The sequence below is a fragment of the Aeromonas sp. s6 genome, assembly GCF_040907815.1.
In the GTDB taxonomy this organism is placed as follows: Bacteria; Pseudomonadota; Gammaproteobacteria; order Enterobacterales; family Aeromonadaceae; genus Aeromonas; species Aeromonas caviae.
Genome location: NZ_JBFOCN010000054.1, coordinates 45,262 through 62,234, shown reverse-complemented (window position 1 = coordinate 62,234; position 16,973 = coordinate 45,262). Strand labels below are relative to the sequence as shown.

15 protein-coding genes are annotated in these 16,973 nt (G+C 64.5%); 6 read left to right on the top strand and 9 right to left on the bottom strand.

Annotation, left to right across the window (positions count from 1 at the left end; all coding sequences use genetic code 11):
- Window positions 1-173: 173 nt before the first annotated feature.
- A complete protein-coding gene (gene sbcB / locus AB5Y50_RS08670) occupies window positions 174-1,601 on the top strand; it encodes an exodeoxyribonuclease I (protein ID WP_041212947.1) in 1,428 nt (475 codons plus the stop codon).
- A 148-nt stretch (window positions 1,602-1,749) separates the two neighbouring features.
- On the top strand, window positions 1,750-2,256 hold the full coding sequence (locus AB5Y50_RS08665; RefSeq protein ID WP_010674463.1) for a hypothetical protein: 507 nt from the start codon (window positions 1,750-1,752) through the stop codon (window positions 2,254-2,256).
- Between the two features lie 58 nt (window positions 2,257-2,314).
- Here the strand turns inward: AB5Y50_RS08665 and AB5Y50_RS08660 are convergent, their stop codons facing one another.
- A complete protein-coding gene (locus AB5Y50_RS08660) occupies window positions 2,315-4,030 on the bottom strand; it encodes a glycoside hydrolase family 36 protein (protein WP_319882083.1) in 1,716 nt (571 codons plus the stop codon).
- 130 nt (window positions 4,031-4,160) lie between these two features.
- Between AB5Y50_RS08660 and AB5Y50_RS08655 the strand changes: the two genes are divergently transcribed.
- The 3 genes from AB5Y50_RS08655 (at window position 4,161) to cdd (ending at window position 6,311) form a co-directional block, all read left to right on the top strand.
- Window positions 4,161-4,520: a CidA/LrgA family protein gene (locus tag AB5Y50_RS08655; protein ID WP_368162638.1), complete on the top strand. Its 360-nt coding sequence runs from the start codon at window positions 4,161-4,163 to the stop codon at window positions 4,518-4,520.
- Window positions 4,517-5,203, top strand: a complete 687-nt coding sequence (locus tag AB5Y50_RS08650) for an LrgB family protein (RefSeq protein WP_041212945.1) — start codon at window positions 4,517-4,519, stop codon at window positions 5,201-5,203. The genes AB5Y50_RS08655 and AB5Y50_RS08650 overlap by 4 nt, the downstream gene beginning before the upstream one ends.
- Before the next feature lie 226 nt (window positions 5,204-5,429).
- Window positions 5,430-6,311, top strand: a complete 882-nt coding sequence (gene cdd / locus AB5Y50_RS08645) for a cytidine deaminase (RefSeq protein ID WP_010674459.1) — start codon at window positions 5,430-5,432, stop codon at window positions 6,309-6,311.
- Between the two features lie 605 nt (window positions 6,312-6,916).
- Here cdd and AB5Y50_RS08640 read toward each other — a convergent pair.
- From AB5Y50_RS08640 to AB5Y50_RS08630, 3 genes are all read right to left on the bottom strand, one after another.
- A complete protein-coding gene (locus AB5Y50_RS08640) occupies window positions 6,917-8,581 on the bottom strand; it encodes an AMP-binding protein (protein ID WP_102948329.1) in 1,665 nt (554 codons plus the stop codon).
- 99 nt (window positions 8,582-8,680) lie between these two features.
- On the bottom strand, window positions 8,681-8,959 hold the full coding sequence (locus AB5Y50_RS08635; protein WP_010674457.1) for a YfcL family protein: 279 nt from the start codon (window positions 8,957-8,959) through the stop codon (window positions 8,681-8,683).
- Window positions 8,960-9,066: 107 nt separating this feature from the next.
- Window positions 9,067-10,182 (bottom strand): ATP-NAD kinase family protein, encoded by a 1,116-nt coding sequence (locus AB5Y50_RS08630; protein WP_010674456.1) that lies wholly within the window; start codon window positions 10,180-10,182, stop codon window positions 9,067-9,069.
- Window positions 10,183-10,298: 116 nt separating this feature from the next.
- Here AB5Y50_RS08630 and AB5Y50_RS08625 point away from each other — a divergent pair, with 116 nt between their 5' ends.
- Window positions 10,299-11,021: a TerC family protein gene (locus AB5Y50_RS08625; protein ID WP_010674455.1), complete on the top strand. Its 723-nt coding sequence runs from the start codon at window positions 10,299-10,301 to the stop codon at window positions 11,019-11,021.
- Window positions 11,022-11,107: 86 nt separating this feature from the next.
- Here AB5Y50_RS08625 and aroG read toward each other — a convergent pair whose 3' ends face one another.
- From aroG to AB5Y50_RS08600, 5 genes are all read right to left on the bottom strand, one after another.
- Window positions 11,108-12,163 carry a 3-deoxy-7-phosphoheptulonate synthase AroG gene (aroG, locus tag AB5Y50_RS08620; RefSeq protein ID WP_010674454.1) on the bottom strand — a complete coding sequence of 352 codons (1,056 nt, stop codon included), beginning with the start codon at window positions 12,161-12,163 and terminating at the stop codon, window positions 11,108-11,110.
- Between the two features lie 196 nt (window positions 12,164-12,359).
- Window positions 12,360-13,640, bottom strand: coding sequence for a 3-phosphoshikimate 1-carboxyvinyltransferase (aroA, locus tag AB5Y50_RS08615; RefSeq protein ID WP_010674453.1), 1,281 nt, complete (start codon window positions 13,638-13,640; stop codon window positions 12,360-12,362).
- 170 nt (window positions 13,641-13,810) lie between these two features.
- Entirely contained in the window at window positions 13,811-14,899 is a 1,089-nt protein-coding gene (gene serC, locus AB5Y50_RS08610; RefSeq protein WP_010674452.1) for a 3-phosphoserine/phosphohydroxythreonine transaminase, read from the bottom strand.
- Between the two features lie 224 nt (window positions 14,900-15,123).
- A complete protein-coding gene (locus tag AB5Y50_RS08605; protein WP_010674451.1) occupies window positions 15,124-16,053 on the bottom strand; it encodes an electron transfer flavoprotein subunit alpha/FixB family protein in 930 nt (309 codons plus the stop codon).
- Between the two features lie 103 nt (window positions 16,054-16,156).
- Window positions 16,157-16,906 carry an electron transfer flavoprotein subunit beta/FixA family protein gene (locus AB5Y50_RS08600; protein ID WP_053288941.1) on the bottom strand — a complete coding sequence of 250 codons (750 nt, stop codon included), beginning with the start codon at window positions 16,904-16,906 and terminating at the stop codon, window positions 16,157-16,159.
- Window positions 16,907-16,973 lie beyond the last annotated feature (67 nt).

Here is a 16,973-nt window from a genome sequence, read left to right as displayed (position 1 = left end):
CATTAAAATTTTGTACCACTCTCATGGGGTGTTTTGTACCAGATAATGTACCAGCAGGCCATTGAACAACGTCAGGTTTGGGTGAACGATGAAAGTGTCTTCGGAATTTGCACCTCACCAGAACGGCACTAAACCCTGAAAAATCAATCAGAAGCGCGAACACACAAGAACACATGAGCACATCAGCGAAGCAGACCACCCAGCCCACTTACTACTTCCACGACTACGAGACCTTCGGCATCAGTCCGGCCAAAGACAGACCGGCGCAGTTTGCGGGCATTCGCACCGACGGGGATTTCAACGTCATCGGCGAGCCGCTGGTGATTTACTGCAAGCCGCCGGCGGATTACCTGCCGGAGCCGGAAGCCTGCCTCATCACCGGCATCACGCCGCAAAAGGCGATGAAGGACGGCCTGTGCGAGGCGGACTTCATCCGCCAGATCCACGCAGAGTTCGCCACCCCGGGCACCTGCGTGCTCGGCTACAACAGCATCCGCTTCGATGACGAGGTGACCCGCTACACCCTCTATCGCAACTTCTATGACCCCTATGCCTACGCCTGGCAGAACGGCAACTCCCGCTGGGACATCCTCGACATGCTGCGGGCCTGCTACGCCCTGCGCCCGCAGGGGATAGAGTGGGCGTTTGACGACGAGGGCAAGCCGAGCTTCAGGCTGGAGAAGCTCACCGTCGCCAACGGCGTGGCCCACGCCAACGCCCACGATGCGCTCTCGGATGTGCTGGCCACCATCGAGATGGCCAGGCTGGTGAAAAAGGCTCAGCCCAAGCTCTTCGAGTACCTCTTTGATCTTCGCAACAAGAACAAGGTGAAGGCCCTCATCGACGTGGTGACCATGAAACCCCTGGTGCACGTCTCCGGCATGTTCTCCCCCTGGCAGGGGTGTGCAAGCTGGGTGTCGCCGCTCGCCTGGCACCCCACCAACCAGAACGCGGTGATCATGGTGGATCTGACCCGTGACCCCACTCCGCTTATCGAGCTCTCCTGCGAGGAGATCCGCGAGCGCCTCTACACCAAAAAAGAGGAGCTGGGGGATCTGGCCGGCATTCCGGTCAAACTGGTGCACATCAACAAGTGCCCGGTGCTGGCCCCGGCCGCCACCCTGACGCCGGAGCGGGCGGACGAGCTGGGCATCAACCGGGCTCAGTGCCGCAAGAGCCTGGATCTGCTGCGGGCCCACCCCGAGGTGCGGGAAAAACTGGTGGAGGTGTTCAACCAGGAGTTTGCCGGCAGCAATGACGGCGACCCCGACACCCAGCTCTACGCCGGTTTCTTCGGCCACGGCGACAAGTCCACCATGGATCTGGTGCGCGCCACCCCGGCGGATCTGCTGGGGGAGCGGGAGTTTGCCTTCACGGATCCCCGTCTGCCCGAGATGCTGTTCCGTTACCGCGCCCGCAACTGGCCCCACACCTTGAGCGAAGCGGAGCAGAAGCGCTGGCGCCTGCACTGCAGCGACTACTTCAGCCGCCGTCTGCCGGATTATGTGCCGCGCCTGGAAGCCCTGGCGGAACAGAACCAGGGGAACGAACGGAACTTTGCGATTCTAAAGAGTCTCTATCACTACCTTGAAAATCTATGAGATGTGAGCCGTTTCACAGTTAAAAACCGATGCGTTTCCCCGGCTCGCGACATAATGGGCAGGGAGCCCAAGCTCCTGATAGTGTGAATATTTAGATGCGCTGACGGCATGGATGCCGTGCTTTCGACTGTTGGGGAACTCTCGTTTTATGCGTTCAGCTCTGCCTGCTTTGACACTCGTCGCCTGTGCCCTGCTGCCCCAGGCCGCCCTCGCTGGCGCCCGGTTCGAGGTGCCAGACTACCTCTTGCGCCTGCCGGAGCAGACCTACCGGCTCATCGAGCACAACTTCAGCACCCTCTACCAGCAGACCGACTTCACCCCGCAAATCACCAACAGCTATTTCAACCACTCGGATCTCTACCGCTTCGCCGGCATTCCCCTGGCCATCACGCCGCAAAACGGCTTCCAGATGGAGGTGTTCGGCCAGCTCTACAACAAGTCGTCCCAGATCTATGCCCAGATGAGCCAGGATCTCTCCCTCTATCGCACCCTGCGGGTGGACATGATGGGGGATCAGAGCGACGAGATCGCCATCGGCATGGGGCTCGGCATCCCCCTGACAACCCGCCTCACCGTCAAGGCGCTCGCCTCCAGCAACGAGATCCCGGGCTATGGCTCCGCCAATTACGCCATCGGGATGGAGTGGCACTTCTAGAGACCATTTCGCCACGTAAAAAAGGCTCCCGAGGGAGCCTTTTTGCAGTGCAACGCCATCAGGGGTAGCGGATCACCGCCCCCTGCCCCCCTTGCAGCACCAGGGTGCTCCCCAGGGGCGTCTCGTCCCAGAAGTCCGTGCCCCCCGGCGCCAACGGGAACTCGCAGGGGTGCTCCCCCCAGTTGAACAGGCAGAGCAGCTCGCCGCCCCCGGGCAGCGCCACCCGCCCGCGCTCGAATGCCATCCCCTCGAAGCGGGCCGCCGGGGTGCGCGCGGCGCACAGGGCCAGCAGCTTGCCAAGGCGCGCCCCTTGCGCCTCGTCCAGATCCTGCAATCTGTCCCCCGCCAGTACCATGCCACCGCTCGCCACCAGGGCGGCCAGGTGAAAGTCGTACTCGACGCGGCTCCCGTGCTGGCCCGGAATATCCCGCAGGCAGACACAGTCGGGGTCCAGCACCCAGAGCCGCTCGTGCTGCCAGGCGCGGCAGAAGGCTTCTCGCGCTATCTGGCGAAAACGGGGGCCCTGGCGCTCCACGTCATCGCTCACCCGCATGCCGTGCACCAGGCCGAGGCTCGGCCACAGCGGCGCATTGCAGCCGAGCAGGAAGGCCCCCTCCCCGGCGCCGCGCAGGATGGCGGCCATGCCGCGCCGATAGGCCTCTACCCGGGTGGCGGCGGGGTCGTGGAAGCGACCTCCGTGGATGGCCCCCCAGAAGTTGGCATCGAGCTTGAAGTAGTGGATACCCCACTGGGTACGCAGGGTGCGAAATACCTGCTCCAGGTGCGTCTGCACCTCGGGGTGGGTGCCATCCAGCACGTACCAGGGGGTGCAGCGCCAGCCCCCGTAGGTGACCCGCTCCGAGGGGAGCGGCAGGCCATCCTCCCCTTTCACGAACCAGTCAGGGTGCTGCTGGAACACTTGCGAGCCGGGCTCGGCGATAAAGGGGGCGACCCAGAGCGCAGGCTCGCAACCGGCGGCGCGGATCTCCCCTGCCAGGGCCGCCACCCCCTCCTCGAACTTGGGTGAAGGAGTGAGCCAGTCCCCCATCTTCGCCTGATAGCCATCGTCTATCTGCACGTAGCGCAGGGCCGGGAAACGCTCGGCCCGCACCGCCAGGTTCTCGCGAATGTCCGCCGCGCTCACGTTCGCGTAGTAGTGATACCAGGAGCACCAGCCGCTCGGGCGCGTGGGCACCTCCCCCACCAGGGAGCCGTGCTCGGCGGCGATATGCTGCGCCAGCGTCGCGAGCAGGGCCTCCCTGTCCGGCCCCTCCAGGCAGATCAGCGCCTCGCTCTGCCAGTGTGCACCCGGCGCCAGAGTGCGCCCTTCGGTGTTCATCACGATCTCGAGGCGCCCGTCGGGATGGAGGCGAAATTCCCCGCCAAAGCGCTGGCAGCTCGCAAAGGCCAGCAGCAGCCAGCCCCCCTCCAGCGCCACCAGCAGCAGGTTGTGCACCGTGTGGTAGCCATGGTCGGCGGTGATGCGATAGACAGACGCATCGGGGCAGCGACCCAGGTGCTCGGGGGCATTCCAGCGCCCCCCGGTCTGGGCCAGCATCTGGAACCCCTCCCCGTAGATGGCCGCCTCGGGCGCAAGTCCGAGATCCCCCTCAAACAGCCGCCAGTGGTGGACGGCCTCGGACTGCTTCCCGGTGTTGTCGAGCCTCACCCGGCAAAGCGGCCCCTCCCACTGGCGGGTTTGCAGCAGGGTGTCAGGGAGGGCGGGATCGGCGGGCAGTTGGCGCAACCGGGCCAGGAGAGAGGGGGTCGACATGGGAACTCCTTCTTGTAAATGGGGATGAAGCCGGGGCCATTGTATCCCCTGCGGGCCAGTTGACCCTGTTCCCTCCCCCCCGTGCCTGTTAAACTGCGACCTTGCTCACACTTGCCAAGATGAGGCCCCCGTGCTGCTGCAACGCACCCTGCGCTACCTTCGTGATTTTCTGGTCATCATCGCCTGTCTGCTGGCAGGCAAGGCCGTGGCGGCCATCCTGCCCTTCGCCTTCCCCGGCAGCATCATCGGCATGCTGCTGCTGTTCGTGCAGCTCTCCTTGCAGATCGTCCGCTTCTCCTGGGTCGAGCTGGGGGGCGGCCTGCTGCTGCGCCACATGGGGGTGCTGTTCGTGCCGGTGGCGGTGGGCCTGGTGGCCTGGCTCGAGCCCCTGCGCCAATCCTTCGGTCTCATCATGCTCTGCGTCGTGCTCGGCATCGTGCTCATCCTGGGCGCGGTCGGCCACCTCTATCAAAGGATGAACAAGCCATGATCCTCTGGTTCGCCCTGCCCCTCACCCTGGCCCTCTATTTCATGACCCGGGCCCTCTACCGCCGCCTGCCCTGGCCCGTCATCAATCCGGTGCTGATCCCCACCGCCGTCATCATCGGCCTGCTGCTCTGGCTCGATCTGCCTCTGGATCAGTACCAGCAGGGGGCCTCGCCCCTGACCGCCCTGCTGGAACCCGCCGTGGTGGCCCTGGCCCTGCCGCTGTACCAGCAGGCACGCCAGATCCGCGACAAGCTCACACCCATCCTGGCCTGTACCCTCACCGCGGTGCTCATCTCGGTCTGCACCACCCTGGGAGTCGGCCACCTGATGGGGGCGGATCCGGCGCTGCTCGCCTCCATCGCCACCAAGTCCATCACCACGCCGCTCGCCATGAGCGTCAGCCAGTCCCTCGGCGGCATTCCCGCCATCGCCGCCGCCGTGGTGGTGGTGGTGGGGATCCTGGGGGCCCTGGCGGGCTATCCCCTGCTCAAGCTGATGCGGGTCACCGACCCCGAGGCCCAGGGACTCGCCATGGGAGCCTGCGCCCACGCCATCGGCACCGCCGCCTCCGCCGAGCAGGGGGTGACCCAGGGCGCCTTCTCGTCGCTGGCCATGGTGGTGTGCGGTGTGCTGACCGCGGCCATCGCCCCCCTGCTGTTCGCCCTCTACCACTGGCTGACCTGATCCCCGCTGCCGTGGCCGCCCCTGCGGCCATGGCCTCTGTGCCCTTTCACCGTTTCCATCCGATACCCTCGCCTCCCTGATGCCGGGAGCTGGCGCACAGATTGCGAAAGACAAACGTTTCCTTTACCATCCCCGCCCCTTTGCCCATCAAGACGTGAGCGCGCTCACACAATTCGCCGCGCTTGCTCCCTACAATGGCCCCCCAATTGGCCTTTGAGGACACAGTATGCATCCCCGCTTTGCCAAGCCATTCGAGACCCTTTCCGCCCCGCTCCAGGCCGCCCTGCTGCCCATGCTGGGGGACGATTTCCAGGCCCGTTTCACCCCGGACCAGGTCGCGACCCTGAAAGCCGCCACCGGGCTGGATGACAGGGCCCTGCGTCTGGCCTTGCTGCCGCTGGCGGCCGCCTGCTCGGTGGCCCCCATCTCCAGGTTCTTCGTCGGCGCCATCGCCTGCGGCCTGAGCGGCACCTGGTACTTTGGCGCCAACATGGAGTTCGCGGGCCAGGGGCTGTTCCACTCGGTCCACGCCGAGCAGTCCGCCATCTCCAACGCCTGGCTGGGTGGCGAGACCGGGATCTCCGAGATCACCGTGAACTACACCCCCTGCGGCCACTGCCGCCAGTTCATGAACGAGCTGAGCACCGCCAAGACCCTGAAGGTCTCCCTGCCGGACGATCTCAGCGAGCTGCAATCCTTCCTGCCCCACTCCTTCGGCCCCGCCGATCTCGAGATCACCGATGCCCTGATGAGCCCCCAGGCCCATGACGAGCTGGTGCTCGAGAGCGACGACCCCCTGTGGCAGGCTGCGCTCGCCGCCGCCCGCCAGAGCTATGCCCCCTACAGCCAGGGCTATGCCGCGGTGGCGCTGCAGTTCGAGGACGGGCGCATCTTCTGCGGCCGCTATGCCGAGAACGCCGCCTTCAACCCGAGCCTGCCGCCGATGCAGATGGCCTGCGCCCACGCTGTGCTGGGTGGCGAGGATCTCGCCACCGTGCGCCGCGCCGTGCTGCTGGAGAGCAAGGATGGCCAGATCAGCCAGCGGGACTCCGCCCAGTCCACCCTGAAGGCGCTGGGCTCGGTCGAGCTTGAGTACAAAGCCGTCTGACCCCGGCATCCGCCAACGGGAAGGGGAGCTGCGGCTCCCCTTCTTGCTCTCTGCCCCTCACCCCCTTTCTCTGCGCCTCTGGCGCCGTGCATCAGATGCCCTCTTGCCCCATGTGAGGGCGGCCTCCCTCCGATGACCTTATTGGCAGACCTCCTCTGCGGTGGCGGGAAGCCCAGGTTAAGGGGCCAAGACCCCACCCCGCCCCTTGCGGTCCCCGTGTGTGACCCCACAATGCATTTGCCAAGCCACTGGGATCCCGCCTTTCCATGGATTTTGCAAATGCTGTTCCCTCGATGCGGAGAGGTATGGCGGCGGCGGGAAACGTCGGGGAAGGGGTCAATGCCCCGCCCCCGCCCCTTGCAGCCCCCGTGTGTGACCCCAAGATGCATTTGCCAAACCACTGGGATCCCGCCTCTCCATGGATTTTGCAAATACCTTTCCCTGCCGTTCCCTCGACGCGGGGCGGTATGGCGGCGGCGGGAAACGTCGGGGAAGGGGTCAATGCCCCAGCCCCCTGTCGGCTTGCTTCCCCCTGAAATACAGCGGGGGAGCCACTGGCTCCCCCGCTGTCATTGATGTGGCCGATATGGCGGTACCGACCCCTGTCAGGACTCCCACAGGATGCGCTGGCTGCCGGACCAGCGTTCGCCGATGTCCGCGTATTTTTGTTCCAGCAGGTGGCGGCGGATCTTCATGGTGGGGGTCAGCACCCCGTTCTCGATGTTCCAGGGGCTCTTGACCACCAGGATGCCCCGCAGGCGAGCATGGGATTCCAGCTTGTCGTTGACCCGGTTGAGGGCGGCCTCCAGCTGGGCTTCCACCCCGGCTTTGTCCCCCTTCATGGCGCTCTCGGCGAGCTGCACCAGGGCAACCGGCTGCGGCATGCCGTAGCCGATGACGCAGAGCTGCTCGATGATGGGCTCCTGCCCGAGCATCCCCTCGATGGGCACCGGGGCCACGTACTTGCCCTTGGCAGTCTTGAAGACATCCTTCATGCGGCCGGTGATGGTGAGGTAACCCTCCCTGTCCAGCTTGCCCATGTCACCGGTGTGCAGCCAGCCCTCGGCGTCGATGGCCTCTGCACTGTGCTCGGGATCCTTGTAGTAGCCCACCATCATGCCGTCGCAGCGACAGAGGATCTCCCCCTCGTCGGAGATCTTGATGGTCACCCCGGGCCCGGCCTTGCCGACGGTGCCTATCTTGTCCGCCCGGAACGGGTAGTTGAGGGTGGAGTAGGCGTGGTTCTCGGTCATGCCCCAGGCCTCGGTGATATGGATGCCGATGCTGTGATACCACTCCAGCAGCGCCGGGGCCACCGGCGCAGAGCCGCAGCCCAGCACCCGCGCCTGATCCAGCCCCAGCCCCTTTTGCAGCTTGCTCTTGATGAGGCTGGAGACGAGGGGGATCTTGAGCAGCAGCGCCAGCTTTTTCTGGGGCAGCTTCTCGTGGATCTTGATGCGGAACATGGCCCAGAGCCGCGGCACCGAGATGAAGACGGTGGGACGGCAGCGCTTGACGTCCTCGATGAAGGTGTCGAGGGATTCGGGGAAGGCGATGGTGGCACCGCTGAACAGGCTGCCGCCGTAGATGTAGACCCGCTCGGTGATGTGGGCAAGGGGCAGGTAGGAGAAGCCGCGATCCTCGGCGGTGAGGGAGACCGCCTCCACCAGCTTCTCGCAGGACCAGGCGTAGCGCTCCACGCTCAGCATGGCCCCCTTGGGCTTGCCGGTGCTGCCGGAGGTGTAGACCAGGCTCAACAGGGCATCCGGCGCCTGCACCGGGGTGTCCGGGATGGGGTCGTATTGCGCCAGCAGATCGTCCCACTGGTGGGCGGCCGGCATGGTGTCGTAAGGCAGGGCGATACGCAGCAGATCCCCGGGCACCCCCGCCTCCTGGCTCTTCCAGTCGTCCAGCTTGCCGACGAAGATCGCTCTGGTTTCGCTGTGGCGCAGCACGTATTCGATGGTGTCGACGTTGGCGGTGGGGTAGATGGGCACGCTCACGTATCCCCCCATCTGCATCGCCAGATCGGCAATGAACCACTGGGCGCAGTTCTTGGAGAGCAGGGCCACCTTGTCACCGGGCTCCAGGCCCAGGGCGCGCAGTGCCGTCACCATGCGCCGCGCCTCGTCGGCGACCTCACCCCAGGTGAAGTCAACGTATTCGCGGTGGATGGTCTGACGCAGATAGATTCGGTCGGGACACTGCCGCTCCCAGTGATAGAGCATCTCGAGCGGCAGTCTGGTGGCAATGCGTGAGGTGGAGGCCATGGTTTAATCCCTGAAACAAAAGGCGAGCCTCATTATTAACCTTTTGATAACACTCAGGGAAGCAGATTACTTAAACTTGTGTTTGAACTGCGAATGGGATCAAGCTTCCGCCTGGGCCTGCAGACGCTTCCACATCTCCTGCACCAGCACCTCGTCCTGCTCGGAGAGCTCACCCTGCAAGATGGCCTCGTTCAGGCTGCGCAGCACATAGCTCTTGACGTCCCGCACCAGGGTCTTGCCCTCCAGCTCGGCGCGCGCCACCGCAAGGGAGATGTGCCCTCGCAGATAGCCGCCCGCAAACAGCTCGTCTTCGCTGGCCGTGGCGACCATGGCGTCGATCAGTCCCAACAACTTGTGTTCAAAATCGTGAATCGTCATTTAACGCAGCCTCATTTCCGGGGTTGCCGGCAAAAAATTCGGGGAGTGGAACCGCGATCCGGTTGATCGCGGCTCTCTGGCGCCAGGCCAGCCGCATCCTTGATGTCCTATTCCGGGTTGGCCACCGGGTAGATGACCTGATCCTTGTATCCCGTGGTTATGCGCAGATAACCACTCAACGACCGGTTCAGTGCCGGATCGTCGGTGTCCACCAGCAGCGGACGGCCTTCTAGCGCCGCCAGCTTGGCTTTGGTGGCGAGCACCTGGATATGCTCGCGCCCGACGGCCCGGATCACGTCTGGACTCAATTGCTGATTTCCGCGCCCGAACAGATGTCCCTGACCGCCGATCAGGGTGATGATCAGACGGCAGCGACGGCCGCGGATCCGGGTCAGGATCTCGGCGGCGCTGAGATCCTGCCCGATAAGTTGGCCATTTTCCACCAGATCCACACCGAGCAAGGTATTTTCCAGACCCAGCTCACCCATGCAGGCGGCCACCGTGCTCCCCGACCCCATCAGGTAGAGGGTATCGGGCTCCATCTGCTCCACCACACCGGCGGCAAGATCGGCGAGCACCAGCTCCTCGGACTCCCGCCCCCCCTGCTTGACCGCCTGCACGTAGCGCAGATCCCCGGGCACCAGCAGCTGCCCGTAGTGGCGGGCGCGCACCTTGCCGGCGCGAAACGCCTCCTCGTCGATGTCCATCACCTCCGCATCCACCAGGCTCAGAAGCTCCCCTGCGATCATTCTGGCCGCCACCCGGCCGCTTGCCGCCGGCGTCACCCCGTAGACCCCGGAGTGGATTTTGCACCCCGCCGGGATGCCGAGCACATGGCAGGACTCCCCCACCGCCGCGCAGATGTCACGGGCGGTGCCATCGCCACCGGCGAAGAGCAGCAGATCCACCCCGGCATCGCGCAGGGCCAGGGCGGCGGCCCGGGTATCCTCGGCGCTCGTCTGCGCCCCGGCAGGCCGATGGACGATGCGATGGGGCAGCCCGAGCTCTGCGGCAAGCGTCTCCCCCATCTCACCGGCCACCGTCAGCAGCTCGAATGACGTGGTCAGCTCGCACAGGGGCAACAGGGCCTGGCGGGCCCGCTCCCGGGCCTTGGGGACGGCCCCGCGCGCCAGCGCCTCGGCGACCATACCGTCACTGCCCTTGAGACCGACGGCCCCGCCGATGCCGGCGACGGGGTTGATGATGAGCCCTAATCGAAACATGTTTCCCTCCTGTTGGATCGCCGCCATTTTATCTTTTCCCGCCACTGGGACAAGCCATGACCCCCTGCTAAAATGCGCGGCTTCTACCTCAATCACTGTTCAACCAAGGTTCAATCATGCTGGAATGGATTGCTGACCCCTCCGCCTGGGTCGCGCTCGCCACCCTGACCCTGCTCGAGATCGTGCTCGGCATCGACAACATCATTTTCATCTCCATCCTGGTGGGTCGCCTGCCGGAAGCCCAGCGCCAGAAAGCGCGCATCCTGGGGCTGGGGCTCGCCATGGGCACCCGCATCCTGCTGCTGCTCTCCCTGGCCTGGGTGATGCGCCTCACCGAGCCCCTCTTCACCGTGCTGGGGGAAGCCATCTCGGGACGGGATCTCATCCTGCTGGTGGGGGGTCTGTTCCTCATCGCCAAGAGCACCCACGAGATCCACCAGAGCCTGGAAGGGGCCGCCGAAGAGGCGGGTGTGGTGAGCAAGACCGCGGGCTTCCTGTCCACCCTGGTGCAGATCGCCATCCTCGACATCATCTTCAGCCTGGACTCCGTCATCACCGCCGTGGGCATGGCGGATCATGTCCCTGTCATGGTGCTGGCCATCATCATCGCCGTCGGCGTCATGATGTTTGCCGCCAAGGCCATCGGCGACTTCGTCGATACCCACCCCACCATCAAGATGCTGGCCCTCTCCTTCCTTATCCTGGTCGGGGTGGCGCTGATGGCCGAAGGGCTGGATCTGCACATTCCCAAGGGTTACATCTACTTCGCCATGGCCTTCTCGCTGGTGGTGGAGATGATCAACATCCGCCTGCGCGGCCACCAGGAGCGGGCCAAGTAAACCGCGACCTGCCGAGAGATGGCCAAACAAAAAGCGCGACCCAGGGTCGCGCTTTTTTATTGCCCCGCCAACGGGGCGCCTTGGGCTCAGAGGGCGTTGCGAGCGGCCACGGCGTCCGCCAGGTTGCGCAGCAGCACCTCGGTATCGGCCCAGCCGATGCAGGCGTCGGTGATGCTCTGGCCGAAGGTGAGCTCGCACCCGTCCACCAGATCCTGACGCCCTTCCACCAGGTGACTCTCCACCATGACGCCGAACACCGCCTTGCTGCCGGTACGCAGCTGACCGGCCACGTCCTCGGCCACCAGCATCTGGTTCTTGAACTGCTTGCTGCTGTTGGCGTGGCTGAAGTCGATCATCACTTTCTGGGGCAGACCCGCCTTGTCCAGACCACTCACCACCTCATCCACGTGACGGGCGCTGTAGTTGGGCTCGCGGCCACCGCGCAGGATGATGTGACAGTCCGGGTTGCCAGCGGTCGAGACGATGGCGGAGTGGCCGTACTTGGTCACCGACAGGAAGTGATGCGGGGCGCTGGCGGCGCCGATGGCGTCGATGGCCACCTTGATGGTGCCGTCGGTGCCGTTCTTGAAGCCCACCGGGCAGGAGAGACCGGAGGCCAGCTCGCGGTGTACCTGGGATTCGGTGGTACGGGCACCGATGGCACCCCAGCTCATCAGATCCGCCACGTATTGCGGGGTGATCATGTCGAGGAACTCGGAGGCGGTCGGCAGCCCCATGTCGTTGAGATCCAGCAAGAGCTTGCGACCCAGGCGCAGGCCGTCATTGATCTGGCAGCTGTTGTCGAGGTAGGGATCGTTGATCAGCCCCTTCCAGCCCACTGTGGTACGGGGTTTTTCGAAGTAGACCCGCATCACGATCTCCAGCTGATCTTTCAGCTCGTCGCGCAGCACCTTGAGGCGTTTGCCGTATTCCAGGGCGGCGACCGGATCGTGGATGGAGCAGGGGCCGATCACCACCAGCAGGCGATCATCGTCGCCGGCCAGGATGTTGTGGATGGCCTGACGGGATTCAAACACGGTGGCCGAGGCGGTGTCGGTCGCCGGAAACTTCTCAAGCACCGCAACCGGGGGCAATAACTCTTTGATTTCACTGATACGAACGTCGTCGGTTTGATGCTGCATGACCAAGTTTCCTGCTAGATGACTGCGATAAAGAGATCTCAATCTAGCCCTGTGCCGGGTCGGTGTAAATAGAAAATTACATTCTTCGACAAGGAATTTTATTATCGCACCTTGCAAGTTTGCATAATGCTGCTAGGAGGCATGAAAAAAGCGGGGGCAGAGATGAAAAGGCCCGCACGAAGCGGGCCGAAAGGGCTCAGGCCTGACTGACGCTGGCCAGCTTGTCGAAGTAGTCCGGGAAGGTCTTGGAGGTGCAACCCGGATCATTGATGGTGACCGGCGTATCGGAGAGTGCCACCAGGGAGAAGCACATGGCGATGCGGTGATCGTTGTAGGTGTCGATGGCCGCGTGTTTGAGCTGTGCGGGCGGGATCACGGTGATGAAGTCGTGCCCCTCCTCCACTTCCACGCCCAGCTTGCGCAGCTCGGTCGCCATGGCGTGCAGGCGGTCGGTCTCCTTCACCCGCCAGTTGTAGATGTTGCGGATAGTGGTGGTGCCCTCAGCAAACAGCGCCGTGGTGGCGATGGTCATGGCCGCATCCGGGATGTGGTTCATGTCCATGTCGATGCCGTGCAACGGCCCCTGCTCGGCCTCGATGAAGTCATCGCCCCAGGTGATGCGGGCCCCCATCTTCTCCAGTACGTCGGCGAAGTGGATGTCCCCCTGGATGCTGTTCTTGCCGATGCCGGTAACCCGCACCTTGCCCTTGATGGCGCCCGCCGCGAGGAAGTAGGAGGCGCTGGAGGCATCCCCTTCCACCAGGAAGTCCCCCGGGCTGACATAGGTCTGGTTGCCCTTGATGTAGAACACCTTGTAGTCGTCGTGCTCGATGACCACCCCGAACTGCTTCATGATGTGCAGGGTGATGTCGATGTAGGGCTTGGAGACCAGCTCCCCCTTGATGTGGATGCGGGTGTCGCCGGCCGCCATGGGGGCCGCCATCAAAAACGCCGTCAGGAACTGGCTGGAGACGGAGCCGTCGATGTGGACATCGCCACCCCAGAGCCCCTTGGCATCCACCACCAGAGGCGGATAGCCATCTTTCTTCAGGTACTGGATGTGGGCACCCGCTTCGCGCAGGGCATCCACCAGGTGGCCGATGGGGCGCTCTTCCATGCGCGGCTCGCCGCCCAGGGTGTACTCGCCGGAGCCCAGGCACAGGGCGGCGCACAGGGGGCGCATGGCAGTACCGGCATTGCCGAGGAACAGGTTGACCGGTGCCGAGACCGCGAAGCTGCGACCCAGACCGTGCACGGTGCACTCGGTCTTGTCGGCGGAGAGCTTGTACTTGACGCCGAGCTGGGTCAGCGCCGCCAGCATGTGGCGGATGTCATCGCTGTCGAGCAGGTTGGTCAGCCGGGTGGTGCCCCGGGCCAGGGCCGCCAGCAGCAGGGCCCGGTTAGAGACACTCTTGGAGCCGGGCAGATTGACCACCCCGGCCACACTAGAAATGGGTTCCAAACGCAACGAATTCATAGACTTCCTGTTCGATCTCAATTAAATCACCTGACCGGACGTTAACAGCCCGCGTCCCCCGCGGCAAGTTCGACAGTGGCACGACCGCGGGAGACGGCAGCCTGGGTCAGGATGGGTCTGAAAAACAGACGCCGGGGAGTCCCCGGCGTCTGGCAATGGGGAGACACGCCTCAACCGTGGCGTTTGGCAAAATCATCCATAAAGCTGACTAGGGCCTTGACCCCTTCCAGGGGCATGGCGTTGTAGAGGCTGGCGCGCATGCCACCGACGATGCGATGTCCCTTGAGAGCCAGCAGACCGGCCGCTTCCGACTCCGCCAGGAACAGCTTGTCCAGGGCCTCGTTTTTCAGCTGGAAGGGCACGTTCATGCGGGAGCGGCAGGCCACATCCACCTTGTTGCCATAGAAGCTCGACTGATCGAGGTAGCCGTAGAGGAAGTCGGCCTTCTCCTTGTTGCGTGCTTCCATCGCCGCCAGGCCACCCTGCTCCTTGAGCCACTCGAACACCAGACCGGCCAGGTACCAGGCGTAGGTGGGGGGCGTGTTGAACATGGAGTCATTCTTGGCGGTGAGCTGGTAGTCGAAGATGGACGGCACATCGGCGCGGGCCTGATTTAGCAGGTCATCGCGCACGATGGCGATGGCCAGACCAGAGGGGCCGATGTTCTTCTGGGCACCGGCGTAGAGGATGCCGAAGCGGCTCACGTCGAGGGGACGGGAGAGAATGGTGGAGGAGAGATCCGCCACCAGGGGCACATCGCCGGTGGCCGGGATGTCGAACATCTCGATGCCATCGATGGTTTCATTCGGGCAGTAGTGCACATAGGCGGCATCGGCGCGAAACGCCGGCGTCGGCAGCAGGTGGGAGACTCCCTGCTCGTTCTTGGCCACCCCCTGGAAGGTCTGGATGTCACCGTATTTCTGGGCTTCATCCACGGCGCTCTGGGCCCAGACGCCGGTCACCAGGTAATCCGCCTTCTTGTTGGCGCCACCCAGCAGGTTCATGGGCACGGCGGAGAACTGGCCGCGGCCACCGCCGTGCATGAAGAGCACCTTGTAGTTGTCCGGCACCGCCAGCAGGTCGCGCAGGTCCGCTTCGGCCTTCTCGGCGACCGCCATATAGGGCTTGCCGCGATGGGAAAGCTCCATGACCGAGGCTCCCAGCCCCTGGAAATTACAAAATTCGCGCTGGGCGCGCTCCATGACTTCAACCGGCAACATGGCGGGGCCGGCGCAGAAGTTGTAAATCTGTTTGCTCATGACGCTTTCCGTGAATGGATGTGTGTGATCAGTGACTCGAACGTTTTTACACGACAGCCCCCCGTGGGGGCAAAGGCTTTTTGGGATCCAGCGCAACCTTTTGCCCCGGCGCCACCGGGCCCCCATCAGACAAAAGCCCTGAACGGGCCAGGGCTTGCAGAGAATATGCATGGAAACGGGGGCGAGACAGCACGGACGGCTTTCTTCGCCCCTTTGTGGCAAATTTACAGCTTGGCGGTGAGCTCCGGCAGCAGGGTGAAGAGATCCCCCACCAGACCGTAGTCCGCCACCTGGAAGATGGGGGCCTCGGCGTCCTTGTTGATGGCGACGATCACCTTGGACTCCTTCATCCCCGCCAGATGCTGGATGGCGCCCGAGATGCCCACCGCGATGTAGAGCTCGGGGGCCACCACCTTGCCGGTCTGCCCCACCTGCAGGTCGTTGGAGACATAACCGGCATCCACGGCGGCCCGCGATGCCCCGACGGCAGCCCCCAGCTTGTCCGCCAGAGCGTCGATGAGGGCAAAGTGCTCTTTCGAGCCGAGTGCCCGCCCGCCGGAGACCACCACCCGGGCCGCCCCGAGCTCGGGTCTGGCGGAGCGCACCGCACGCCGCTCGATGAGCCGGGTACGGCAGCGCACCTCGGCCACCGGCAGCGATTCCATCAGGGCACGCTCCTCCCCGGACCCGGCCTTGGCGAACGCTGTGGGCCGCACGGTGAGCACCTTGACGGGGGCGCTGCTCGCCACCCGGGCGATGGCGTTCCCCGCATAGATGGGACGCAGGAAAGTGTCGGGCCCCTCGATGCCGGTCACCTCGGCGATCATCTCCACCCCGAGCCTGGCCGCCACTCGCGGCAGCAGATCCTTGCCCTGGCTGCTGGCAGCCATCAGGCAGTGCTGGTAGTCCCTGGCCACCTCGGCGAGCAGTCTGTCGACCCCGTCGTTGAGCCCCTCCGCCAGCATGGGATGTTCCGCCAGCAGCACCCGGTTTACCCCCGTGAGGGCGGCGGCCTGCTCCCCCGCCTCCGTCAGCCCCTGCCCCAGCAGCAAGAGATGCACCTCGCCCCCCAGGCGCCCCGCCGCCGTGACCAGCTGGGCCAGGTTGTCGGCGATCCGCCCCTGATGATGTTCCGCAATCACAAGTACGCTCATGGCAGCACCTTCATGTCATCCATTGATCCCTTGCTCCCCGGGGCCGTTGCCCCATGCATGGCGCTCACGCCTGCGGGAGGCATCCCTCTCATGCCCCTGCCCATCAGAGCACCCGGGCTTCGTGCTTGAGCTTGTCCAGCAGCTCGTCCACCGAGCCCACCCTGATGCCGGCGCTGCGCACCGGCGGCGGCATTACCCCGAGCTGCCGTGTCTGGTCGGCCGGCACTACCCCGAGGGCGGCGAACGGCTGGCTCTCCAGCGGCTTGCGCTTGGCCTTCATGATGTTGGGGAGGGAGGCGAAGCGAGGCTCGTTGAGGCGCAAGTCCACGGTCACCACGGCGGGCAGCGCCATGCCGAGGGTCTCGAGGCCACCGTCTATCTCGCGGGTCACCTGCAATTCCCCCTCCACCAGCCTGATGGCGGAGGCGAAGGTGGCAAGCGGCCAGTCATTGAGGGCGGCGAGCATCTGCCCCACCTGGTTGTTGTCGGAATCGATGGACTGTTTGCCGAGCAGCACCAGATCGGGCTGCTCCTGCCCGCACACCGTTTGCAGGGCCCGGGCCACGGTGAGCGGAGTCAGGGTCTCGTCGGTAACATAGTGCAGCGCCCGATCCGCCCCCAGCGCCAGGGCATGGCGCAACTGCTCGGCCGCCGCCTCGGGGCCGAAGGTCACCACCACCAGCTCGGATGCCACGCCGGCTTCCCGCAGCCTGACCCCCTCCTCCACCGCGATTTCACAAAACGGGTTGATGCCCATCTTCACATTGGCGAGCTCCACATCGGAGCCATCCCCCTTGACCCGGATCCTGACGTTGTAATCAACGACCCGTTTGACTGCGACCAACAGCTTCATGGCGGTCATCCCTCATACCTGTTGTGTGGATCCACCTTGTCGTCACTCACTTTTCTGCTGACAAAGT